The sequence below is a fragment of the Shewanella sp. Shew256 genome (assembly GCF_002196695.1).
GTDB lineage: Bacteria > Pseudomonadota > Gammaproteobacteria > Enterobacterales > Shewanellaceae > Shewanella > Shewanella mangrovisoli.
Genome location: NZ_NAJR01000003.1, coordinates 60,208 through 85,177 on the forward strand (window position 1 = coordinate 60,208; position 24,970 = coordinate 85,177).

The window sequence follows — 24,970 nt, forward strand, 5'->3', positions numbered from 1 at the left end:
AATACAAACAAAAGCCGCCTTTAGTCTTCACTAAAGGCGGCTTAATTAACACAAAACTACTTTTGTTAATGGATAAAAGCCGCCAGGGCCTGCACACCAATAAGCGCAAAAATGCCAGCTAATACATCGTCGATCATAATGCCAAAGCCACCTTCGACCTTGGCATCGAGCCAACGGATTGGCCAAGGTTTGATGATGTCAAAGAGACGAAACAGCACAAAACCAACGACTAACCAGAGCACTCCGGCTGGCGCGGCAATCATAGTGATTAATAGACCCGCCACTTCATCCCAAACGATTGCACCATGGTCATGTACGCCCATGTCCTTAGCCGCCTTATCGCAGATATAAATCCCCGCGAGTATGCATACTAAGGTCACGGCTAAATACCAACTCAAGGGCAATTGCGCCAATAACAAATAGAGCGGAACTGCCGCTAAGGTACCAAAAGTGCCGGGCGCCTTTGCCGCTAAACCGCTGCCAAAGCCTAATGCTAAAAAATGGATCGGATTTTTAAGAGACAGGCGCGACAGCGCATGATCTTGGGATAACAACTTCATTAAAAATGCTCAAAACCATGATATGGCGGCGTAAACGGCTCACCATTGAGTTGCAATTTAAGTTTACTGCCCGCGCAAATTTGCCCAACCCGCACAAACTTAGTCCCAGCGTGGCTCAGTGCTGTTTCTAACGCACCTTTTTGCGCCTCTGGCACGGTAAAGAGCAGCTCATAATCCTCGCCCCCCGTTAGCGCATAACCTAAGGCATGCTCTTCACTCACGGTATCTTGCATGGCGCGGGACAACGGAATCGTGCCCACATCCACGACCGCGCCTACCTGCGATGCTTTGAGGATATGGCCAATGTCGGAGATAAAACCGTCGGATAAGTCGATGGCACTGGATGCCAAAGACCGTAACGATTGACCCGCTAACACTCGAGGCGTCGGACGATAATGGCGATTGATTAAGAACTCTTTATGCTCCGCACGCGCATGCTGCACGCCACGGATCAAATCCAGCCCTAATGCCGAATCGCCTAGCGTACCGGTCACATAAATCCAGTCACCCGCTTTTGCACCGTGGCGAGTCAAAGCCTTACCCTGCGGCACTTGTCCATGCACGGTAATGTTAATGGCTCTAGGGCCGCGGGTAGTATCGCCACCAATAAGGGCAATACCATAGTATTCAGCTGCTTCGAAGAGTCCCTCACTAAAGCCACTCAGCCAGGCTTCGTTAACCTCTGGCAAAGTAAGCGCAAGCGTCATCCACGCAGGCTCAGCACCCATAGCGGCTAAATCGGAAAGATTCACGGCTAAGGCTTTGTAACCTAAGGCTTGAGGGGGAATATCGGGGAAGAAGTGAACGTTTTCGACTAAGGTATCGCAGGAGATGGCGATCGACTTGTTTTCGGCGGGCTGCACTAGGGCGCAATCGTCGCCAATACTCAGTTTGACATCACGGCGCGTGGGACCGCGGTGATTGAAATAACATTCAATAAGTTGGAATTCTTTCACTGTACAGTTTGGCGCGACTCACATCGGCCACCTTTGTTAGCAATGAAAAACGGCATCCTAAGATACCGTTTGTCCTTATTACTTACGTGCAACCAGTTTGTCGAGTAATCCATTAACAAACTTATGGCTTTCATCCGCACCGAAAGCTTTAGCCAGTTCAATCGCCTCGTTAATCGCGACTTTGAACGGCACATCTTTACGGAAAGTCAGCTCATAGGCCGCTAAGCGAACTATGGCCTTCTCCACTGGCGACACCTCATCAATGGGGCGGTCTAAGTGTGGAATGAACAACTCATCCAGTTGGGTTTTCTTAGTTGCTACGCCTGCAAATAGCTCACGAAAATAAGCTATATCTACACCGTCGAGGCTTTGTTCAGTTAAAAACTCATGCTCGACATCGGCAATATTATTCCCGCTTAGTTGCCATGAATAAATGGCTTGTACGGCTAAACGGCGGGCCTTGCGGCGCTCAGAAGGCTTCATTATTTTTCCTACTATTACAACTGTTGTTCTAGCTGTTGCAGAACATTGACCATTTCAAGCAAGCTTAGTGCAGCTTCGCCGCCCTTGTTACCTGCTTTAGTACCTGAACGCTCAATGGCTTGTTCAATGGTATCTGTCGTCAATACACCGAAGGCAACGGGCAGATCGAACTCTAATGCGATTTGAGCTAGACCTTTGTTACATTCACCTGCAACAAAATCAAAATGAGGGGTACCACCACGGATCACAGCACCAAGTGCGATGATACCGTCAAACTTACCACTTGCGGCAACACGACGTGCAGCCAGCGGTAACTCAACCGCACCAGGTACACGGACGACAGTGATGTTTTCATCACTGACTTGGCCAAAACGTTTCAGCGTGTCAAGTGCACCTTCAAGCAGGCTCTCAACTAAAAAGCTGTTAAAACGCGAAATTACAATCGCAACTTTGGCATTCTTCGCTTCGATATTACCTTGAACTACGTTCATTTTCTTACCTAATTTAGCTAAAGCACCCGGCTTGGGCGAAAAGTGGCGACATGATACCACAGTCAATCGCCCACAGCCCTATGCAAATTATACAAATGATTAATTTTACCTTAGTGCAACGTCTAACAAGCTCGGCCTGTTACTCCGCTACGTATTCCGTCACTTCAAGCCCAAAGCCAGAGAGCGAGTGATAACGCTTAGGCGAACTTAAGAGACGCATTTTGGTTACCCCAAGGCTGGCAAGGATTTGCGAACCTACACCCACGCGGCGTGAAGTGCCTTGCCATTTTGCAGAGGCTGGCGCTTGACCTTGATCTTCTGCTTCAAAGGCTTTGACTTTAGAGAGAATTTCACAGGTATGCTCTTGATTGCCCAGTAGCACCAACACTCCACCTTCGGCAGAAATGCGCTCCATGGCTTTTTCAAGCGGCCAGCTACGCTGCTGATCGCGCTCCGAGTGGAGTAAATCGTTGAAGGTATTTTGTAAATGTACGCGCACTAAGCAATCCGGTTTCACCTCGCCCTTCACTAAGGCAAAGTGCAGTTGATTGTCGATAGTGTCCCTAAAGGTCACCATATCGAACTCACCAAAGCGGGTTGGCAGTTTACATTTGGCTTCGCGCACGACTGTGGTTTCTTTGGTGTTACGGTATTCGATAAGCGCCGCAATAGTGCCGATTTTAATCCCATGTAATTCAGAGAAAATCTCTAAATCGGGGCGACGAGCCATAGTGCCGTCTTCATTGAGGATCTCAACAATCACCCCCGATGGCTCAAGCCCAGCTAAACGGGCTAAATCACAGCCCGCTTCAGTGTGACCTGCGCGGGTTAACACGCCGCCGTCCTGCGCCATTAATGGGAAGATATGACCAGGTTGTACTAAATCCGATGCCTTGGCATCTTTAGCCACGGCCGCTTTAACCGTTACGGCGCGATCGTGGGCCGAAATCCCGGTGGTTACGCCTTCTGCCGCTTCAATCGATACCGTAAAGTTAGTCGAGAACTGCGCATTGTTGTTAGTCACCATCAAGGGCAGGTTTAACTGCTGGCAACGGGCCTTAGTCATCGTTTGGCAGATGAGTCCACGACCGTATTTCGCCATAAAGTTAATCGCTTCTGGCGTCACCAGCTCGGCCGCCATAATCAGGTCGCCTTCGTTTTCTCTGTCTTCGTCATCCATCAAAATAACCATTTTGCCTTGACGAATATCCTCGATGATCTCTTCTATACTGTGCAGCGCCATTGTAGGACCTTTATGATTTTACAGTTGTTATGAAATTCTATACCTAAGTGAGCTAAGTGCCAGTGCCCTAACGCACAAAGCCAGCACGGGCTAACATTTCCATGGTCACCCCGCCTTGGGTTTCTTTAGTGTCAAAGCGCATTAAACGCTCTAAATAGCGGGCGATTAAATCCACTTCAATATTCACCTTATCACCGGCTTTTAAATCCACCAGTGTGGTTTCACCCGCCGTATGAGGCACTATGGTTAAACGAAAACGGTATCCATCGACCTCGTTTACCGTGAGGCTCACACCATCGATGGTGATAGAACCTTTATGGGCGATATAGCGAGCTAGCTCCGCAGGCGCCGCTAACCAAAACTCAATCGCTTGACCACGAGCAAGACGCTGCTCTACGGTGGCAATGCCATCCACATGGCCGCTCACCATGTGCCCGCCGAGGCGAGTTGTCGGGGTAACGGCTTTTTCAAGATTAACCTTGGTGCCCACTTTATAGTTAGCAAAGCCTGTGAGACTGACAGTTTCAGCCGACACATCCGCCACATAGCCATCGGCTAATTGCTGAACCACAGTCAAACACACACCATTGGTGGCGATACTGTCGCCTAAACGCACATCGCTTAAATCCAGTTTGCCACTGGCGACCGTTAAACGAATATCATCGCCCTTACGTTCAAGTTTTCGCAGCGTGCCAACGGCCTCAATAATCCCAGTAAACATGGTTAACTCACTTATTCGCTAAAGATGAATTGGACGTGAGCCGCAAGGTGAAACGCGTATCCGCGCCCACTTTACGCTCATCGACCAGTTTGAGGGTCGGAATATCGGCCATCATTTGATAATCGGGTAATTCGAGTAGATTACGTCCTTGTGCGCCAAGGATTTTCATCGCTTGATACAGCACTAACTCATCGGCTAATCCCGCGCCGATAAAGGCACCCGCTACGGTCGCGCCCGCTTCGATAAGCACCTGATTACAGCTTTTGCCTAAATAGCTTAAGAGTGCGGGCAGTGAGATTCGACCATCAATCGCCGGTAATTGAAGACAAGTCACATAGGCGGGCAACTGCGCCACAAAGGCTGGCGAGTAGGGCTCTGTTGAGACTAATAAAATCGGCGATTCAATCGCAAGTAAGGCAGCCGTAATCGGCATGCGGCAACGACTATCTAAAACCACTCGCAGCGGTTGTAAAATCTGCGCTTCATTCAATTGCGAGTTAAGACTGCCAAGCTCTGAGTAGCGCACATTGAGCGAAGGGGCATCAGTCAGTACGGTTTCAATCCCAGTGACCAGTGCGCAGGCGCGTAAACGTAAGCGCTGCACATCGCGGCGAGCTTCGGGGCCTGTAATCCACTTAGAGACACCGTTGGATAATGCGGTTTTACCATCGAGACTCGCGGCAAGCTTTACCGTTACCCAAGGTAGACCCGACTCCATGCGTTTCATAAAACCAAGATTTAAAGCATAAGCTTCGTCACGATGTAAGCCGACATCCACTTGAATGCCCGCGTCGCGCAGCATTTGAATACCGCGACCACCGACCTGCGGATTGGGATCTTCAACCGCCACCACCACTCGTTTTACACCTATGTTGATCAGCGCCAAGGCACAGGGCGGTGTGCGGCCATAATGGCTGCAAGGCTCTAAGGTGACATAGGCGGTCGCGCCACGGGCAAGCTCGCCAGCCATGCGCAGTGCATGCACCTCGGCGTGGGGCTCGCCGGCTTTTTGATGATAACCTTCGCCGACAATGTGATTATCTTTTACGATAACGCAGCCCACACTGGGATTGGGGCGAGTGGTATAAAATCCTTTGCGAGCCAGTTGTATGGCTCGGCTCATCATCTGGTTATCGAGTTCTGACCAATTCATATAAACCCTATGAAATCTTGAGGAAGCGTGCCCGAATGCGCTCATAACGAGGCGCTAACCTAAGCACTAACCTAAGATAACCCACGTTACTTTTGCAGTTTCGCAATCGCCTCACCAAATTCGGAGACGTCTTCAAAGGCGCGATAAACCGAGGCAAAACGAATATAGGCAACCTTATCTAGGCTCATTAACTGTTCCATCATCAAGTTACCTATCATCTCGGATGGCACTTCACGCTCGCCAGTAGCCCGCAGCGTTGACTTGATTTTACTTAAGGCCTGCTCAATTTCATCCATAGACACGGGGCGCTTTTCGACCGCGCGTAACATACCTGCTTGCAGCTTTTCTTCATCGAAGGGTTGGCGCGTGCCATCGCGTTTAATCACCCGTGGCATAACTAATTCAGCCCCTTCGAAGGTAGTAAATCTTTCGTGGCATTCGGTGCATTCTCGACGACGACGCACTTGATGGCCTTCCGCCACTAATCGGGAATCGATCACTTTAGTATCTGTCGCGCTGCAAAATGGACAATGCATTGAGCCTCCTGCCGTGAATGGAATAAAGCCTATGGCTTTCGCTGTTTCTCGCTTAAACCGAGCGGGTTTAAGTCTAAGATTTTAGCAATAAAAATGGCCGCTTAATGCGGCCATGGGATTTTATCCTATTTATCGGCTGAGGTTAACCACCTAAGAGTGACACCCTAAGCAGTTGTGAACTCAGCCGTCATATTCAGATAAATTAACGAATTAACCGTAAACAGGGAAACGGGCGCACAGTGCCAATACTTGGCCTTTTACGCGCTCGATGACTGCTGGGTTGTGGGCATCGTCGAGGATGTCACAGATCCAACCGGTTAACTCTTTCGCTTCAGCTTCTTTAAAGCCACGGCGAGTGATCGCAGGCGTACCGATACGCACACCAGAGGTCACGAATGGAGAACGTGGATCGTTTGGCACAGAGTTTTTGTTTACTGTGATGTTCGCGCTACCTAAAGCGGCATCGGCTTCTTTACCCGTCAGGTCGCGACCGATTAAGTCCACCAGCATTAAGTGGTTGTCAGTACCGCCAGAAACGATCTTGTAACCGCGCTCTAAGAACACTTCAACCATAGCTTTAGCGTTCTTAACCACTTGTTGTTGGTAAGCTTTGAACTCTGGCTCTAAAGCTTCTTTGAAGGCTACCGCTTTACCCGCGATAACGTGCATCAAAGGACCGCCTTGACCGCCTGGGAATACCGCAGAGTTCAGCTTCTTGTATAGCTCCTCATCATCGGCAGCAGACAGAATGATACCGCCACGAGGACCGGCTAAGGTCTTGTGAGTGGTTGACGTCACAACGTGTGCGTGTGGCACTGGGTTTGGATAAACACCAGCGGCGATAAGACCCGCAACGTGCGCCATGTCGACAAACAGGTAAGCACCGATTTTGTCTGCAATTTCGCGCATTCTTGCCCAGTCAACGATGCCTGAGTAAGCAGAGAAACCACCGATCATCATCTTAGGCTTATGTTCAACCGCCAGACGTTCCATTTCGTCATAGTCGATTTTGCCTGATTCATCGATGCCGTAAGGAATGATGTTGTACAGTCTACCGGAGAAGTTTACAGGTGAACCGTGGGTCAAGTGACCACCGTGAGCAAGGTTCATACCTAAAACGGTATCGCCTGGTTTTAACAATGCCATGTAAACGGCGCTGTTTGCTTGAGAACCTGAATGAGGTTGTACGTTTGCGTAGGTCGCACCAAACAGTTGTTTTGCACGCTCAATCGCTAAGGTTTCAACTACGTCCACATATTCACAACCACCGTAGTAACGCTTGCCAGGATAACCTTCGGCGTACTTGTTGGTTAATTGTGAACCTTGCGCTTGCATCACGCGTGGACTGGTGTAGTTTTCAGAAGCAATCAGCTCAATATGCTCTTCTTGACGCAGAGTTTCGTTCTGAATTGCGTTGAACAGTTCCGGATCATAATCTGCGATATTCATATCTTTTTTCAGCATTGCTTACTCCAGCTGCCAATTCTTGTAGGTAGGGTTGCGCGGTATTCTACTCGTAACTAGCCGACAATCCCAGTCTCTGAAACATGAAAATCCTACAGTTTTACCTTGAACTCGCCTCAATGCCGAGTTGAGTTCGGCGCGCAATCGAGTAGAATTAGCCGCATCATTAGTCACTTATAGATGCAGAAAAATGGCTCAGTTTGTTTACAGCATGCTGCGGGTGGGCAAGGTTGTTCCTCCTAAGAAGCAGATCCTTAAAGACATTTCCTTAAGCTTTTTCCCCGGCGCTAAGATCGGTGTATTAGGTCTTAACGGTTCAGGTAAATCCACCCTACTGCGCATCATGGCCGGTATCGATACCGAAATTGAGGGTGAAGCGCGCCCAATGCCAGGGTTGAAGATTGGTTACCTGCCGCAAGAACCGAAACTCGATCCGACGCAAACCGTGCGTGAAGCGATTGAAGAAGCGGTTTCTGAAGCCAAAAATGCCCTCAAACGTTTAGACGAAGTCTATGCGGCTTACGCCGATCCCGATGCGGACTTTGACGCGCTTGCCAAAGAGCAAGGTGAACTCGAAGCCATCATTCAGGCGCAGGACGCCCACAATTTAGACAACATCCTCGAGCGTGCGGCGAACGCCCTGCGTCTGCCAGATTGGGACGAGAAGATTGAAGTCTTATCGGGTGGTGAGCGCCGCCGTGTGGCGATTTGTCGTCTGCTGCTGGAAAAGCCAGAGATGCTGCTGCTCGACGAACCCACCAACCACTTGGACGCCGAATCAGTCGCTTGGCTCGAACACTTCCTGCAGGAATACTCGGGCACCGTGGTGGCGATTACCCACGACCGTTACTTCCTCGACAATGCCGCGGGCTGGATTTTAGAACTTGACCGTGGTGAGGGTATCCCATGGGAAGGTAACTACTCTTCATGGCTTGAGCAAAAAGATGCCCGTTTGAAGCAGGAATCTGCCGCAGAAAGCGCGCGTCAAAAGACCATTGCGAAAGAATTAGAATGGGTTCGCCAAGGTGCGAAAGGCCGTCAGTCTAAGGGCAAAGCCCGTATGGCGCGCTTCGAAGAGCTGAATACCTCTGATTACCAAAAACGTAACGAAACCAACGAGCTGTTTATTCCGCCCGGACCGCGTTTAGGTGACAAAGTTATCGAAGTGAATAACTTAACTAAGTCTTACGGTGACCGCGTGCTGATCGATAACCTGTCGTTCTCCATTCCTAAGGGCGCGATCGTCGGTATTATCGGTGCTAACGGCGCGGGTAAATCGACCCTGTTCCGCATGCTGTCTGGCAGCGAGCAGCCAGATAGCGGCACCATAGAGCTGGGTGAAACCGTGCAATTAGCGTCAGTTGAACAGTTCCGTGACTCAATGAATGACAAGAACACCATTTGGCAAGAAATTTCCGGTGGTCAAGACATCATGCGTATCAACAACATGGAAATCCCAAGCCGCGCCTATGTGGGCCGCTTCAACTTCCGTGGCGCGGATCAACAGAAGGTTATCGGCACTCTGTCGGGCGGTGAACGTAACCGTGTTCACTTAGCTAAACTGCTGCAAGCTGGCGGTAACGTACTGCTCCTCGACGAACCTACCAACGACTTAGACGTTGAAACCTTGCGCGCACTGGAGGAAGCCATCCTCGAATTCCCAGGTTGTGCCATGGTGATTTCGCATGACCGTTGGTTCTTAGACCGTATCGCGACCCATATTCTAGACTACCGCGACGAAGGCCAAGTGAACTTCTACGAAGGTAACTACACCGAATACTCGGCGTGGTTGAAGAACACCTACGGCGCCGATGTGGTTGAGCCACACCGCTTAAAATACAAGCGTATGACCAAGTAAGCGCAATCGTTTACAGGTACATAAAAAGCCCCGCAATTGCGGGGCTTTTCTTTAAATGCACAAAAAGTTAAGCCTACTAATCCTGCTCCTGAATCGCTTTCACATCACCATCGCGGTCAATCACATCGACCTGAAAATAACGCACACGCACGGTTGCTGGTTTTTCTTGCCCTGTCTGCGTCAACTCACTCTCCAGTAGTCGCACAAAGCTGGCATCTGGTTTTTTAATTCCGCCAACGGTGACCCGCACTATCCATTGACTCGCCTCCTCCTCAATCCCAACTTTAATCAACCGCATATTGGGGAACTTGAGTAACTGCTCACTCACAATGCGAGTCACTTTGCTCTCATACAATTGCCTTGCTACCACATTATGCAGATTCACGCTGAGGGCAATGACTAAAATAACCAGCAGTATCAATGTAATGAAGTTACGTTTCAGCAACTCCCACAGTGAGCTTTTTTGCCAAAAATAAAATCCATGAAAACCGTTCAACCACAGCACTACGGAGGACACAAATTGGATGGCGACTATGTTGGTAAACGTCAGTAAGAAGGCTCCTCGGGCGAGTTCAAAATTCCCATGACCTAGCAGTATCGCCGAGGCACACAGGGGTGGCACTAATGCGGTAGCAATCGCCACCCCCACAAAGGAAGTACTTAACCTCGGCGAAATGGTCGCATAGGCACCTGCCGCACCGCCCGCAAACGCGACCATTAAATCGAGAAAGTTCGGTGCCGTTCTCGCCATGATCTCCGGCGTGATAGGTATATCGGAATGCAGAAAGCCAATTAAAAAGGCGGTGAAATAAACCAGAATACTCCCCACGATCAAACTCTTAATGGCATGGCGAACTAAGAGTTTTTCCCCTTCGACCAGCCCTAATGCCAAGCCTAAAATGGGGGAAAACAGCATAGCGACAATCATGGCACCAATGACCACGGCGGCGCTGTTGGCCAAGAGTCCGTAGCTGGCGATGATAGCCGCTAGGGTGTTCATCGCCAAAAAGGGCACATCGAGCTGGGCATTGACGCGAATATTCGCGCGGGTAATTTCTTTGTGATCTTTAATATCTTCGCTCATATCATCTGCTCAGCAAGGGAGGATGGGACCTAAGTTGCACATTTAAAACAAAAATATCCCAACCAATATAGCTGAACAGAAAATAGCCGCAATGGGGTTTAAGCGTCTGACGCAAAATATAAATCGAAGGAAGGAGTTAAGGCTGAATAACGATTCCAAAGTGACGTTAACCGAGGGACAAAGTCGAATGAACAACGCAACCCAGTCGCCGCTATCTCATAGAGATGCAAATACAAGTTGCAAGTCGCGCATTCAAGATCACGCCCTTAAATTGCCCAGTTAAAATGCTCCACTAACATATCCATCATCACCCTTAAGGCGGGCTGCATATGCTTGCGGGATTGATACACCCCGTACACTCCTAGGGACTGAGGTTTAAATTCCCGCAGCAATGGCACTAATGCTCCCGAATCGAGGTGCGGTTTTGCCGCCCACAGGGGCTGCATGGCAATTCCCTCCCCCGCCAAGGTGGCATTTAACACCACCATAGAGTCATTGGCACTTAGGTTGCCCTTCACGGGAATATTAAATATCTGCCCGGCTTCCTGCGTTGGCGTCGCCTTCGCGGTGGCATGCGTTTGAGTGAATCGCCACATCACATCGCCAAAATAGGAATAGGTCAGGCAGTTATGCCGGGTTAAATCTTCGGGATGCGTGATGGCCGAATAGCTGGCAAGATAACTCGGTGCCGCACATACCACAGACTCACACTCGCCTAAACGTCTTGCGATAAGCGTAGGGTCGAGTTCGTTGGTGATTCGAATGGCAAGATCGATTCGTTCAGCCACTAAATCAACGGTTTGACTCGACACATGAAAGTTCACACTCGCCTGCGGGTATTTGGCCAAATATGGACGCACGACGGTGGGAAGGAGTAAATGCGCCATAAATTGCGAGCAGCTGATCCGCAATAATCCTCTGGGCTGGGCACTCTGAGCATGACTGACGGCGGGCACTTCCTGCGCTAGCTCAAGCAAGCGCTGACAATAATCGAGCACTTGCTCCCCCGCACTGGTCAAGCTCAAACGTCTTGTGGAGCGGTGCAATAAACGGGCGCCCGACCACTCCTCCATCTCGGCCAAGTAACGGGTCACCATGGAGCGCGACATATCTAACGCCTCGGCGGCGCCAATCATGCTCCCCCGTTCGACAATAGTCACAAACACCTTTGCCGCTTCGAGTCTATCCATGGTTATTCTCCCTTGTGGATTAGCTTGCACTAGATATTCGGCTTTTAACGCCAATTCAACCGAATTATGCAACAAACAAGCGCAATTTTCCGTGTTTATCTAACGTTTTTTGCAACCTAAACTAAGCTCACTTTTGCAGCAGTGCAAATCACCGAATGCCAATTTGAATGAATAAGTGAGAACTGAAATGACACTATTGAATAACCTAAGCTTGGCCAGCTTCAAACCCCAATTCGCCGCGGCAATGCTGGTGGCGGGGATGGCTACGGCGCAGGCCGCACCTTTGCAAGTGAGCCATTTTAATCCGGGTGAAAACAGCATCTTTGCAGTGTCTTCCAGTTTTATCAGTGGCGAGCATGAAATGATGTTGGTCGATGCTCAGTTCCAAAAAAATGATGCCCAAACCTTAGTGAATACCATTAAGGCCAGCGGTAAAAAACTTACCTTGGTGTATATCAGCCACAGCGATCCAGACTTTTACTTTGGATTGGATGTGATTAAGCAAAACTTTCCCGAGGTAGAAATCGTCGCCACCCAAACCACAGTCGATGATATTAAAGCCTCGATGGAGGGCAAGCTCGCCTACTGGGGACCAATTTTAAAGGACAATGCACCGAGCCAATTAGTGCTGCCTAAGGTGGTCACCACCAATAGCTTTAGTATCGACGGTGAACAAGTGCTGATTGAAGGTCTAGAGGATGCTCACCCTAAGCATACCTTCCTGTGGGTACCTTCGGCGAAGACCATCACTGGCGGCGTTGAAGTATTTGATAACACGCATGTTTGGATAGCTGATACCCAGAGTATCGAGTCTCGTAAGGCTTGGTTAGCCCATTTGGATAAAATGAGCGCCCTCTCCCCCGAAACGGTGATCCCAGGCCATTATCTTGGCAAGGCAAGATTTGATCAGCGCGCGATTAGCTTTACCCGCGACTATATTCATGCCTTTGAAAATGCGGCTAAAACAGCAAAAAATTCTGCGGACCTAATTGCCAAAATGCTCGCACTCTACCCACAAATCCCCAGCGATGTGGGCCTTGAGATCAGCGCCAAAGTGATTATGGGTGAAATGCGCTGGCCCATGTAAGCGCATCGGGGCATGGTATTCCTTGCCCCATTCACTCTGATGTAAGCCTCGGTTAGCACTCAAGCAAAAACCAAAGTTCAGTTCAGCTCGTTTTATAGGAAGTCCCCATGAATACCACTGAAAATCCACCAGCCGTTTTACATGCCATTATCGACCCTCTGTGCGGTTGGAGTTATGCGGCCGCACCGCTGTTTGATGCCGCTGCCGCTGCCGGATTTAGCATCAAACTCCACGCGGGCGGCATGCTCACAGGCCCAAGACGCAAACAGATTGATAATCAATGGCGCGACTATGTGATACCCCATGATCAACGTATTGCCGCGCTAACCGGACAAGCCTTTGGTGAAAATTACTACGAAGGCCTATTGCGTGACACGAGTATCCTATTGGATTCGGCGCCGCCCATCAGGGCGTTACTCGCCGTGGCTGCCTTAGGAGGCGATGATTTAGCCTACTTACATGCGCTGCAGCTAGCCCATTATCGCGATGGCAAGTGCGCAAGCGATGAAAATAACCTGCATCTTTTAGCGGAAAAATTGGTAATAGATGGCGCTGCCTTCGCCCGGGAATACGCCGCAAATGAAGAAGCCCTTTATCAACATATCGTCGCTTCGCGGGCATTAATGAATCAGCTCGGCGCCCAAGGGTTTCCCTCTGTGGCGCTAGAGACCGATGAAGGCCACTTAAAGCTTATCAATCACAGCCGCTTTTACGGTCAACCTTCGAAGTGGCTTGAATATCTGAAAGAGCAGCTATCCTAATCGGCAGCGTTCTTATCAAGTTGGTAATTAAAAGCATACGCCTTAGGAAGTTTACTACCTAAGGCGTCATATTTTAGTCCTGAGCACAAAGCGATTATCTAAGTATCTTTAAAGACTTAGCTAATCGGTTAACCTTGATTTTCAGGAGCAAGCTCGGCTTGCTTGGCCTCTTCGAGGGTAAAACTCTCCGTCTTTTTCACACATTCCAGCACCGTCTTAACATAGAGCGCTATCGGCTTATCCTGCGGTAAACGGGGTAATTTTGTTCCGGGTAAAGACAGTTGATACTGCTCGACTTTAGATTCAAACCAGGAGAAACGCATCAGCTTAAATCCTTGATTCGTTTCTAAATAGCATTTGTAATCCTGTCGTTTCTCTTTTTCTGCCGCCATCGCATGCCATTGAAGCCCCCATAACAGCAACAGACAAACGGCACCATATTTCATCATTAAGCTATCACTCATGTTAATTTGCTAAGGCTTTACATCATTGATCTACGTAGTAGTAAATCTTACGTGCTTTGGGCCAACTACCAATACACTTAGGATTACCGCTCTCGCAGGTCGCCTCCTCGGGTACAGCCTTACCAACCCCAATCAAAAACATATCCTGCGTGGGAGCCTTAGCATTGGGATCATCGGGCTGTGCAGCAGGGGGAACGACCAATTGCGGTGTATCCAAAACCAGTTCACCGGCATACAAGAAATCGGTTCTGTAACCATTTGTCCCCTTCTGTAAATTTCTCTTATGAAGAAATCCCCTGCCCGAACTCAAACATTGGCCCGCCAAAGCATCACTGCCAGGTGCAAAGCTAGTAAACTGAACAGCACCCCCAACTATGATTGCAGACGAAAGGCTCTTTTGACCTTTCAGAGGGAACTGATAGTACCACCCCCGTTTTTTGCTAAAGGCTATTTCACTAGCTTGATCCTGTGGTGCGGCAGCAGTCACATCGTATAAGTCACTTAAAGTTAAGGCGCTCGGCACAGGCTTTTGATTAGGTTTACCTTGGAATGATTGGGTCACAACATTCCTATCTTGCAAGGCAAAAAACATATCCGAGCGAGACACATCGTTAGGCTTCGCCCTATGACCGCTGCCTACAACTACGGCATCGTAGGGAATATTCTGCTTAGTCACTGTCTTGGTCGATTTCCCATTCACCACCTGAGTTAACTCGAAAGTATTAGTGATAATGGTCTGCGCGACCGTAGGGCCGGAGAAGAATCGTCTGTCACTTGCCACCGAACTCCTATCCCCTAATACGGCAAATTTAAATCCCGACCAAGTCGAGGTATTTGCAGAAGGCATATCCATTCGCCACACATTCCCTTGGGTGTCTGTGGCATAGATCCTATCCGTTCTACCATCGCCATTACCGTCTAACACGGCAACACTGCTCGGAATACTATTCGCAATCCCAGGCAGTTGGGTATTGGCGCCACTGCCACCAAATTGATGAATTAATGCGCCCGTTTCGGCATCGACAATAAACACGCCTCGGCCTTGGCTATCGTCGCTGCCAATCTCGGCGCCATCCTTAGTCGCAGGGGAATATCCCGCCCCGAAGATAAGCACGGGTTTATCCCCAGTGGCACTCGGAATCGTGGTGACGACAGGCGTCGACCAGGATTGACCTAACTCACCCATTCCCGGTGAGCTGGCATCAATCCTCCACATAAAACTAGGATTATCGGGGGAAGTGATATCGAGGGCATAATAAGCATTTCCCCCACGGCGCATCCCCACAAACACCCACGCTTTTTCAATACGTTTGCCCTGCATTTTGGTGTAAGCGACTGGCGAGCCATCAATGCCGTATACCGAGTGTACGCCCGTTGGTGCATTCGCCTTCAGATCGCGAAAATTCGGCAGCAACTCATAGGGGATAAAACCCCAAGTCTCAGACACGCTATCGCCTTCATCCTTGAACATATGCAGGAGCCCATGGTTAGTCCCCACGATAATCCGAATATCGGGCTGATCTTCAGAGCCAAAATTGAGTGCTAAAGGTTTGGAATGTAAAGCATCCCCCATAATATCGGCGCGCCAATTGGGGGTTGCGCCACTCGCGGCACTGAGGTCCTGATTCTTGTCATTATCGACATCGATGCCCTTGGCCCAATCAAAATGCTCGCTAAGCTCAGTTTCATCGACCCCCATATACAAGGCCAAACGTGCATCGCCCCCCGCTTTGCGAGAAGCATTAGACAGGGTAAACGGGCTTAATCCCGTGCCTAAATTACTGTACAAGGTGCGACTACTCGCCTGCTGCATTGCACCTAGCACGCCACCCCGCTTCACATCATTACCATCGCCACTCGCACCACACTCTTCGGCCGAGGTCCAATAGGAGCAGGCCTCGGCTTTGATGTTGCCATCTTCGCCTATCGCATTGTTACCTTTGCTATCGACAACATCACCACTGCTGGTCACCTTAAATTTCTTGATATTGCCTAACCATCTCGGCCCTTTGTTCGGCAAGAACATAGAGTAATAAGCAGAATCAAAGGTTTGCGTTCGGTTAAAGTTATTACTTGCCACCGAGGGCGAGGTAAAGCTGGCATTTTTTTCGAGGATATTGTTTAAAGCCGTTTGTAATGAAGAGCGTAACTTACTGGCATCGGTCGCATCGAAATACTTACCTCCGCCATTTTCGGCGGTCTGCTTAAGTAAATGTTCGGCACTGGCCGCACCTTCACTAAAGCCGATGGTAAAGGTTCTAACGGTTTGCTTACCCGCAGAATGAGGATTGACGTCTTCGTTTCTCATCCAGCCCGAAAGCGCACTAAGGTAACTGACAGGGCTTGAGGTATGTTTTCCCACACCTTTAGTTAACTGTTCAACCAAACCATCGGCCGCGTTATCCAACGTGGGTTCACCGTCGGTGATATAGATAATATAGGCTTCGTTTTGGCAACGTTTGAAGGGCGAGTTATAATTATTGGTCCCCACGACTAATGCTTCGGGATCGGTAAAAGGGTTTCTTTTCGCTTGGTAAGTCCCTTGATAGCGCCCCCACTGATCGTAATAATGGTAATCGCTATCGTCGTCACCAAAATACTGACTCTGCCCGCCAAAATAGCGGTACGCCTCATAGAGGGTTTCGCATAAGGGGGTATTTTGAGCGTAGTTAATATCATTGATCCCTTTGAGCAGATCAATTTTAGCGGCAGCGGACATGGGCTTAATCCCAGAGATAATCCGCCCACCGTCACGCTGCCCATCATAGGGGCCATTCATGTTGAAAATCGCTAGACCAAAATCCACACCCGGCGTGGTTAGAATCACACTTTCAATCGCATCTTTAGCCAAGGCCAGTCGCGTTTTATTGACCCTAGTTTTAGGACCATGCAGCCAGTTTAAGTAATCTTCGGTATAGACGGTAACCACTTTACCAGTACCAAACGCGGTTTTTTCCGCCTTAGCCTTGGCCGCGGACTTTACACTGTCTGACGAGCTAATACTGGCTTTAGTGTAACGAACCGGTTTGCTCGCCGTCCCTAGGCTATCCACGGGTAAACCTTGGGCTTCGCCTGTAGCGTTACCGAACTTGTTTTCCTGAATATCCTCAAAACAATCGACGGCGGAAATGGAACTCCCGTTAAGCTCTGAAAACTCTCTCCAAGACCCCGAGCTTCCCGAAAAACCATATTCTCTAAAGAATCCCGTAAAGGTGCCATAACGATTCAGATATTCCCATGAGCTTTCGCAGCCATTGAGCGCCCCTTTGAACTTACGTTTTTCCCGCCCTGAACTAGGGTTGGGCGCAGCCGCGTTTTCCGATGAGCCTCGGCTATAGAATAAATTACCCGATTGGGCATAGTTTACTGCGCGCTTATTCTCGTAGGGCGCCTCGACATCATAGGCGAGACTGCTCATGCTGCCCGAGTTATCGAAAATAATCAGCACCTGCGGACGTGAGCCATTACGGGCCGACGCTTCGAAAACATAAAGCTCAGTATCATCGGCGTGAGTCGGCGCCATAAATAAGCTGGCCGCACTCACAATTAAACTCGACAGAATAAGAGAAATGACGGACGTTAACGTATGGCGAACGTTTTGAGGTCGAGTGTTAAGGGATATCAGTGAAGAAGCACGAGTAATAGAGGATACCAACCGATTATGTGGCTGGCATTTGAATAAAAACGGAATCATACGGTATGCATATCTGTTATTTAGATAAAAATAAAAACACTTTCACCTAGGATTTAATAAATTAAATCGCACGATTTAAAATAGAAAAGCAAAAATTACCGAATGAAGCACAGTAAAATCATACCATTAGGTGATACTCGTGACTTTTACCACTATCAACACTTATTTGGCAATAAATAAACAAAAATATTTAAACCTCAACACAAATATCCACATATCAGCGTTAATCAAACATTGTAACCCAATCAACTAAGTGGAATAAATCGATATGAACAGGTTTAAAAATAACCGTATACAGCACGATTAAAATAACGATGTAAATTTAAATAGAATATTTATTTAAATGGTTTTGATAAAAATAAATTCACTCTCATTTAAAACGCAGTATTCAATATAAACTCTCAAGTTCTCTTTGAGATAAGCATGACTTTCAATCGCTTACCCATGAACAGATCCCCTCTTGATGACTCTTGCCGCATTCAATTATTAACATTATGCTAACCAGCCCTAAATAGGTGACGTAAAACAATAATAAGGAACATCGAATGCGCATACTCTCCGAATCAGGCCTACCCCATGCCAACAGCCCATCGCGGGATGTGTGTTCGTCCGTGTCACCTAAAAAGCGCAGCAATATCGCCGCTCGAGGAGTTTTATTCTCACTGCTCAGTTTTTTTTCCGTTGCCAGTTACAGTGCAGAGCCAAACTCCCCAGTCACCGATGGCCCCTATGTGTTTCTCGACCAAGGAAAAGAAAACACTGCCTACTGGATCTGCCAGAGTGAGTTAAAACAAACTCCTATCGCAAACAATCAATTGGCTCGCCCCAATGATTGCGGCAACTTGCCACAACCTTTACGCCATAACGCAGCCCCTCAGGTTGAAGCCGACACTTATACCCATGCGGGTAAAATTGTGGCCCTGAGCGATGTGCATGGCCAATTTGACGTGATGATTAATTTGCTTAAAGCCCACAAGATTATTGATGAAAATAATCATTGGGCCTTTGGTGATGGCCATATGGTGATGACAGGCGATATGTTCGACCGCGGTCATCAAGTCAACGAAGTTCTGTGGTTTTTATATGAGTTAGATAAGGAGGCGCAAGCCGCCGGCGGTCGATTACATTTACTTATGGGTAACCACGAGCAAATGGTGTTTCGCGGCGACTTACGCTATATCAATGAGCGTTACAAAACCTCAGCCGAATTGCTTAATCGCAGCTATGATGCGCTCTACAATAAAGACACCGAAATTGGCCGTTGGCTTCGCAGTAAAAACACGCTAGTGAAGATCAACAATCTGTTATTTATGCACGGTGGAATAAGCCCTGAGTGGGTCGAACGTAAACTCAATATCAGCGATGCCAACCAGTTATTTCGCCAGCATTTAGACGATAAAAAAGAAGAGCTAAAACAAAACGATCTGCTGAACTTCCTGTTTTTCACCAACGGCCCGACTTGGTACCGAGGCTACTTTAAAGACGCACTTAGCGAGCAAGAGATTGACCAAATCCTTAACTACTTTAAGGTTGACCATATCATAGTCGGCCACACCTCGCAGGATCGGGTTCTTGGGCTTTACCATAATAAAATCATTGCGATAGATAGCAGCATAAAGAATGGTCAATCTGGCGAGCTATTGCTGATAGACAAAGATAAACTTACCCGTGGCCTCTATCAGGGTGAGCAAGTACAACTTTAAGCCATGAGTACAACATTAAAGGATTAAGGGCTTATGGCATTTCCCCATAAGCCCTATTTTTTCGAGGCGATGATTCGACTAAATATCTATTTTTCGCTGTCGTTATGGATAGTGATCACCATACTTATCACCATTGCTATTGCCATAGTTAGCACCACTGCTGTTGTTATAGAGCTCACCATAATGACAACCACACAAAATTCCCACTCAAGATTCAAACAGCCCCTATACTCAGCAAAGTGACGCTTTATTTTAAGGGACGAGTATGAACCTCAAGTCGCTAATCAAGATTAGCCTTGTATTGCAGCTCTTAGGATTCTCCGCACCCAGTTTAGCGGGACGAGAGTTAACACTGGTCGCGACTAACTACCCTCCCTTTTATACCAGTGAGTTACCCGACCAAGGCGGCGTCGCGCTTGTGGTCAAAGAAGCCTTTAAACGTCGCGGCTACAATGCCAGTGTCAAATTCTATCCCTTCGCGCGGGCAGCCTTGCTTGTTAAAACTGGCCAAGCCGATGGCATTATTGGCCTTTGGTATCGCAAAGAACGTGAGCAATGGGCACACTATTCCGATCCCATCCAGGCAGTCCAAATTGTGTTCTATAAACGCAAGGATAATCCGTTAAGTTTTAGTCAATTAACTGAACTAAAGCCCTTCACCATAGGCATTGGCCGCGGCTATGCCAATCCGCCCGAGATAGCTGCAGCGGGGTTAACCACAGAGGAAGGTAATTCTGATGAGATGAATCTTAAGAAATTATTTCTAAAACGCATCGACTTAGTCTTAATAGGTCACAACCTTGCTGAGTATTTAACCAAACAACATGGCGATGAATATACCGATGCCTTCGAGCAGGTTGGTGATCCTATCGCGACTGAAGTATTTCATTTAGGGGTTTCCTTGGCCGTTAGCGATCAAACAACCTTAGTGGCAGAATTTAACAAAGGCCTTGAATCAATGAAGAAAGATGGCCGTTTAGCCGCGATTTTAAGCCGATTCCCTCAACTTCTATCTACTTCAGATCCGATAGAAAAAATACGAACACAAGCACATCCTTAGCCCGATAACTAGGCTATTTTAGCCACGCCCACACAGCCAGAAAAATTGTTGGCCGTCTTTTCGACAAAAACACAATTTCTTTCACTTTCGTGCGCTTAACTTTACAAAGTTTTACTCACCTGATGACGGTTATTCACTAGAATAGCGCCATTAGTGCGATCGCCTCTTAACCGTCTTTGTGCGAGATAATTATTCCAATGAAAAAAACCATAATAGCCATTGCCTTAATTGCTGCGGTTGCCACCGCTGTGAGTTTTAGTGATGTACTGCAGGCGGCCAAACCCGAAAGCGCGCCCCATTTAATGCGCACTGTACCTGTGGTCACAGGAGAAGTGGTTGAACATCCGCTGGCACAATCGATTTCACTCATAGGTAAACTCGCCGCCGATCTCGCCGTGGTTATCGCGCCGCAAGTCACTGGTAAAATTAAGCAAATCGCCGTTACCTCGAATCAGGCGGTCAAAAAAGGCCAACTGCTGATCGAACTCGATGATATGAAAGCCCAGGCCGCAGTGGCCGAAGCCAATGCCTTTTTAAATGATGAAACCCGTAAACTCAGGGAATTTGAAAAACTCATCAGCCGCAACGCCATCACCCAAACTGAAATCGATGCGCAAAAGGCCAGCGTCGATATCGCCAGAGCCCGACTCGCCTCGGCGCAGGCGGATTTACATTACCATTCACTAATCGCCCCCTTTGCTGGCAAAACCGGCCTGATTAACTTCAGCGAAGGTAAAATGGTGAGCATTGGCACTGAGCTGATGACCTTGGATGACTTATCCAGCATGCGACTCGACCTACAAGTGCCCGAGCATTTTCTGTCACAGCTGAGCATTGGTATGCCCGTCTCGGCGACCAGCCGCGCCTGGCCGGGGGAAACCTTTATCGGCAAAGTGGTCGCCATCGATCCCCGCGTCAATGAAGAAACCTTAAACCTGAAGATCCGCGTGCAATTTGAAAACGCGAAAAACCGTTTAAAGCCCGGCATGATGATGTCATCGACCATCACCTTCCCGCCCATTTCCGCCCCGATTGTGCCAGTGCAAGCCTTAGAATATTCAGGTACTAAGCGCTATGTGTATGTGGTGGGTGAGGACCATATCGCCCATCGCACAGAAGTGATTTTAGGTGCCCGCGTGGGTGACCAAGTGCTTATCGATTCGGGCCTTAAGATTGGCGACAAAGTGGTAGTACAAGGGCTAGTGAACATGCGCGATGGCTTAAAGATCAATGAAGTGGTGCTAGAAGCTAAAAACGATGCTAACCGTCCAGCAGCCAAGTCAGACGTCAACACAGCGGAGACGAAATAATGTGGCTGTCCGATGTATCCGTTAAGCGCCCCGTCGTCGCGATCGTTTTAAGCTTATTGCTGTGTGTCTTTGGTTTAGTGTCCTTCACTAAACTGTCGGTGCGGGAAATGCCCGATGTCGAAAGCCCAGTAGTGACCGTCAGTACCAGCTACTCCGGCGCTTCCGCCGCGATTATGGAAAGCCAGATCACTAAGACCCTCGAAGATGAACTCACGGGGATCAGTGGTATCGATGAAATCACCTCAACAACCCGTAACGGCAGCTCGCGGATCACAGTGAAATTCCTCCTCGGTTGGAACTTAACCGAAGGCGTAAGTGATGTGCGTGACGCCGTGGCCCGCGCCCAGCGCCGCCTGCCCGAAGATGCCAACGATCCTGTGGTCTCTAAGGACAATGGCTCAGGCGAACCCTCTGTCTATGTCAACTTAAGCTCCAGCGTGATGGACAGAACTCAGCTGACCGATTACGCCCAGCGCGTATTAGAAGACAGATTTAGCCTCATCAGCGGCGTGAGTTCCATCAGCATCTCGGGCGGTCTGTACAAGGTGATGTACGTTAAGCTCAGACCCGAGCAAATGGCGGGACGCAATGTCACAGTCACCGACATTATTAACGCACTGCGTAAAGAAAACGTCGAAACCCCGGGCGGTCAAGTACGTAACGATACCACTGTGATGTCGGTGCGCACCAAGAGACTCTATTACACCCCGAAGGATTTTGACTATTTAGTGGTACGCACCGCCAGCGATGGCACGCCTATTTATCTTAAGGATGTGGCGGATGTGGCCGTTGGCGCCCAGAACGAAAACTCCACCTTTAAGAGCGATGGTATCGTTAACTTAAGCTTAGGCGTCATCACTCAGTCCGATGCGAACCCTTTGATTGTGGCGCAGGAAGTCCATAAAGAAGTCGATAGAATTCAAGACTTTCTCCCCGAAGGCACAAGCCTAGTGGTGGACTTTGACTCGACCGTCTTTATCGACCGCTCAATTAACGAGGTATACAACACCCTCTATGTCACTGGCGCCCTCGTAGTATTAGTGCTGTATATCTTTATCGGCCAAGCCAGAGCGACCCTTATCCCAGCGGTAACAGTACCAGTGTCGTTGATCTCGGCCTTTATTGCCGCCAATATGTTTGGCTACTCGATTAACCTCTTGACGCTGATGGCATTAATTCTCGCCATCGGTCTTGTTGTTGACGATGCCATCGTCGTGGTAGAGAACATCTTCCACCACATTGAGCGCGGTGAAGAGCCGCTACTCGCCGCTTACAAAGGCACGCGGGAAGTAGGCTTTGCGGTTGTGGCCACCACCGCCGTGTTAGTCATGGTGTTCCTGCCGATTTCCTTTATGGAGGGTATGGTCGGCTTACTCTTTACCGAGTTCTCTGTGATGCTGGCAGTATCCGTGCTGTTTTCCTCACTTATCGCCCTGACGCTGACGCCAGTACTGAGTAGCAAACTGCTCAAGGCCAATGTTAAACCGAACCGTTTTAACCGTTTTGTCGACAGTGGTTTTGCCCGCATGGAAAAGGTTTACCGTGTTGGCGTAACCCATGCCATTCGTTTTAGATGGTTAGCACCACTGGTGATCCTCGCCTGCGTTGGCGGCAGTGCCTGGTTAATGCAGCAAGTGCCCTCACAGTTAGCACCGCAGGAAGACCGCGGCGTACTGTTCGCCTTCGTAAAAGGTGCCGAAGGCACCAGCTATAACCGTATGACGGCAAACATGGACATAGTCGAAGACCGACTAATGCCCCTGCTCGGCCAAGGTGTGTTACGTTCTTTTAGCGTGCAAGCCCCCGCCTTCGGTGGCCGCGCTGGCGATCAAACTGGCTTTGTGATCATGCAGTTAGAGGATTGGGAGCATCGCCATGTCACGGCGCAGCAAGCCCTTGGCATTATCAGCAACGCCTTAAAAGACATTCCCGACGTGATGGTTCGCCCTATGATGCCAGGCTTTAGGGGTCAATCGAGTGAGCCAGTACAATTCGTGCTGGGCGGCTCAGATTACGCCGAGCTGTTTAAATGGGCACAGGTGTTAAAAGAAGAAGCGAACGCCAGCCCTATGATGGAAGGCGCGGATTTAGACTATGCCGAAACCACACCAGAGCTTATCGTTACCGTCGATAAAGAACGGGCGGCAGAGCTTGGGATCAGTGTCGATGAAGTCTCACAAACCTTAGAAGTGATGCTCGGCGGTCGTAAAGAAACCACCTATGTAGACCGAGGCGAAGAGTACGATGTGTATCTGCGCGGCGATGAAAACAGCTTTAACAACGTCGGCGATTTGAGCCAAATCTATATGCGCTCGGCCAAGGGTGAATTAGTGACGCTCGATACCCTAACCCATATCGAAGAAGTCGCATCGGCACAAAAACTTAGCCATACCAATAAGCAAAAATCGATCACCCTTAAGGCCAACATCAGTAAAGGCTACACCTTGGGCGAAGCCTTGAAGTTTTTGGATAATAAGGCCATTGAGTTATTACCTAAGGATATTTCCATCGGTTATACCGGCGAATCTAAGGACTTTAAAGAAAACCAGAGCAGCATTTTAATCGTGTTCGGTTTAGCACTCCTAGTGGCTTATCTGGTACTGGCGGCGCAATTTGAAAGCTTTATCAACCCCTTAGTGGTGATGTTTACCGTGCCTATGGGGGTATTCGGTGGTTTCCTCGGCCTGTTGGTCACCAGTCAAGGTATTAACATCTATAGCCAGATTGGGATGATCATGTTGATTGGTATGGTGACTAAAAACGGTATCTTAATCGTCGAGTTTGCTAACCAATTGCGTGACCGCGGTTTAGCCCTAGACAAAGCCATTATCGACGCCTCGACTCGTCGCTTACGCCCCATTCTGATGACAGCCTTCACCACTTTGGTAGGTGCTGTGCCGCTGATTTTCTCATCGGGCGCGGGCTCTGAGAGTCGGATTGCCGTAGGTACTGTAGTGTTCTTCGGCATGGCCTTCGCTACCTTTGTAACCCTGTTCGTGATCCCGGCCATGTACCGTTTAATCTCGGCCGCGACCCATTCACCGGGTTATGTTGAGGCCAAACTCGAGGCAGCCATCAAAGCTCAAGAATTAGCGGCGCAAGAGGCGGCGAAACAACAGGAACCCACTGCCAAAGCATAGCGATACAGTAAA

Annotated in this window: 20 protein-coding genes; 7 read left to right on the forward strand and 13 right to left on the reverse strand. The window is 48.9% G+C overall.

Translation table 11 applies throughout. The annotated features are described in order from the left end of the window. Positions 1–65: 65 nt before the first annotated feature. From B5P39_RS05975 to glyA, 9 genes are all read right to left on the reverse strand, one after another. On the reverse strand, positions 66–560 hold the full coding sequence (locus B5P39_RS05975) for a phosphatidylglycerophosphatase A family protein (RefSeq protein WP_088210821.1): 495 nt from the start codon (positions 558–560) through the stop codon (positions 66–68). Further along, complete coding sequence (thiL, locus tag B5P39_RS05980) at positions 560–1,516, reverse strand: thiamine-phosphate kinase (protein WP_011716204.1); 957 nt, start codon at positions 1,514–1,516, stop codon at positions 560–562. The genes B5P39_RS05975 and thiL overlap by 1 nt, the downstream gene beginning before the upstream one ends. Before the next feature lie 78 nt (positions 1,517–1,594). Further along, entirely contained in the window at positions 1,595–1,999 is a 405-nt protein-coding gene (gene nusB, locus B5P39_RS05985; protein WP_088210822.1) for a transcription antitermination factor NusB, read from the reverse strand. 14 nt (positions 2,000–2,013) lie between these two features. Further along, on the reverse strand, positions 2,014–2,490 hold the full coding sequence (gene ribH / locus B5P39_RS05990) for a 6,7-dimethyl-8-ribityllumazine synthase (protein WP_011073313.1): 477 nt from the start codon (positions 2,488–2,490) through the stop codon (positions 2,014–2,016). A gap of 139 nt (positions 2,491–2,629) precedes the next feature. After that, the gene (gene ribBA / locus B5P39_RS05995; RefSeq protein WP_011716202.1) at positions 2,630–3,733 is read right to left on the reverse strand and encodes a bifunctional 3,4-dihydroxy-2-butanone-4-phosphate synthase/GTP cyclohydrolase II; all 1,104 of its coding nucleotides are present in this window, start codon (positions 3,731–3,733) and stop codon (positions 2,630–2,632) included. Positions 3,734–3,800: 67 nt separating this feature from the next. Then, positions 3,801–4,454, reverse strand: coding sequence for a riboflavin synthase (locus tag B5P39_RS06000; protein WP_088210823.1), 654 nt, complete (start codon positions 4,452–4,454; stop codon positions 3,801–3,803). 7 nt (positions 4,455–4,461) lie between these two features. Then, the gene (ribD, locus tag B5P39_RS06005; protein WP_088210824.1) at positions 4,462–5,607 is read right to left on the reverse strand and encodes a bifunctional diaminohydroxyphosphoribosylaminopyrimidine deaminase/5-amino-6-(5-phosphoribosylamino)uracil reductase RibD; all 1,146 of its coding nucleotides are present in this window, start codon (positions 5,605–5,607) and stop codon (positions 4,462–4,464) included. A gap of 86 nt (positions 5,608–5,693) precedes the next feature. Beyond that, the gene (nrdR, locus tag B5P39_RS06010) at positions 5,694–6,143 is read right to left on the reverse strand and encodes a transcriptional regulator NrdR (protein WP_011073317.1); all 450 of its coding nucleotides are present in this window, start codon (positions 6,141–6,143) and stop codon (positions 5,694–5,696) included. A gap of 210 nt (positions 6,144–6,353) precedes the next feature. Further along, on the reverse strand, positions 6,354–7,607 hold the full coding sequence (gene glyA, locus B5P39_RS06015; RefSeq protein WP_011625551.1) for a serine hydroxymethyltransferase: 1,254 nt from the start codon (positions 7,605–7,607) through the stop codon (positions 6,354–6,356). Between the two features lie 190 nt (positions 7,608–7,797). On the opposite strand from glyA, the gene ettA reads away from it, so the two are divergent. Further along, complete coding sequence (ettA, locus tag B5P39_RS06020; protein WP_088210825.1) at positions 7,798–9,465, forward strand: energy-dependent translational throttle protein EttA; 1,668 nt, start codon at positions 7,798–7,800, stop codon at positions 9,463–9,465. Positions 9,466–9,541: 76 nt separating this feature from the next. On the opposite strand, the gene B5P39_RS06025 is transcribed toward ettA, so the two are convergent. Together B5P39_RS06025 and B5P39_RS06030 are read right to left on the reverse strand one after the other, a co-directional pair. Next, positions 9,542–10,549, reverse strand: a complete 1,008-nt coding sequence (locus B5P39_RS06025; protein ID WP_088210826.1) for a TIGR00341 family protein — start codon at positions 10,547–10,549, stop codon at positions 9,542–9,544. Between the two features lie 266 nt (positions 10,550–10,815). After that, a complete protein-coding gene (locus tag B5P39_RS06030; RefSeq protein ID WP_088210827.1) occupies positions 10,816–11,739 on the reverse strand; it encodes a LysR family transcriptional regulator in 924 nt (307 codons plus the stop codon). A 187-nt stretch (positions 11,740–11,926) separates the two neighbouring features. Between B5P39_RS06030 and B5P39_RS06035 the strand changes: the two genes are divergently transcribed. Then, complete coding sequence (locus B5P39_RS06035; protein WP_088210828.1) at positions 11,927–12,826, forward strand: MBL fold metallo-hydrolase; 900 nt, start codon at positions 11,927–11,929, stop codon at positions 12,824–12,826. Positions 12,827–12,933: 107 nt separating this feature from the next. Continuing rightward, entirely contained in the window at positions 12,934–13,587 is a 654-nt protein-coding gene (locus B5P39_RS06040) for a DsbA family protein (protein ID WP_088210829.1), read from the forward strand. 128 nt (positions 13,588–13,715) lie between these two features. On the opposite strand, the gene B5P39_RS06045 is transcribed toward B5P39_RS06040, so the two are convergent. Further along, positions 13,716–14,051, reverse strand: coding sequence for a TapY2 family type IVa secretion system protein (locus tag B5P39_RS06045; protein ID WP_088210830.1), 336 nt, complete (start codon positions 14,049–14,051; stop codon positions 13,716–13,718). A gap of 22 nt (positions 14,052–14,073) precedes the next feature. Next, positions 14,074–17,745 (reverse strand): PilC/PilY family type IV pilus protein, encoded by a 3,672-nt coding sequence (locus B5P39_RS06050; RefSeq protein ID WP_088210831.1) that lies wholly within the window; start codon positions 17,743–17,745, stop codon positions 14,074–14,076. A 545-nt stretch (positions 17,746–18,290) separates the two neighbouring features. Here B5P39_RS06050 and B5P39_RS06055 point away from each other — a divergent pair. From B5P39_RS06055 to B5P39_RS06075, 4 genes are all read left to right on the forward strand, one after another. Further along, positions 18,291–19,448: a metallophosphoesterase gene (locus B5P39_RS06055; protein WP_088210832.1), complete on the forward strand. Its 1,158-nt coding sequence runs from the start codon at positions 18,291–18,293 to the stop codon at positions 19,446–19,448. Positions 19,449–19,713: 265 nt separating this feature from the next. Further along, entirely contained in the window at positions 19,714–20,508 is a 795-nt protein-coding gene (locus tag B5P39_RS06065; protein WP_088210834.1) for a substrate-binding periplasmic protein, read from the forward strand. A gap of 197 nt (positions 20,509–20,705) precedes the next feature. Further along, entirely contained in the window at positions 20,706–21,818 is a 1,113-nt protein-coding gene (locus B5P39_RS06070; RefSeq protein WP_088210835.1) for an efflux RND transporter periplasmic adaptor subunit, read from the forward strand. Continuing rightward, positions 21,818–24,958 (forward strand): multidrug efflux RND transporter permease subunit, encoded by a 3,141-nt coding sequence (locus tag B5P39_RS06075; protein WP_088210836.1) that lies wholly within the window; start codon positions 21,818–21,820, stop codon positions 24,956–24,958. The genes B5P39_RS06070 and B5P39_RS06075 overlap by 1 nt, the downstream gene beginning before the upstream one ends. Positions 24,959–24,970 lie beyond the last annotated feature (12 nt).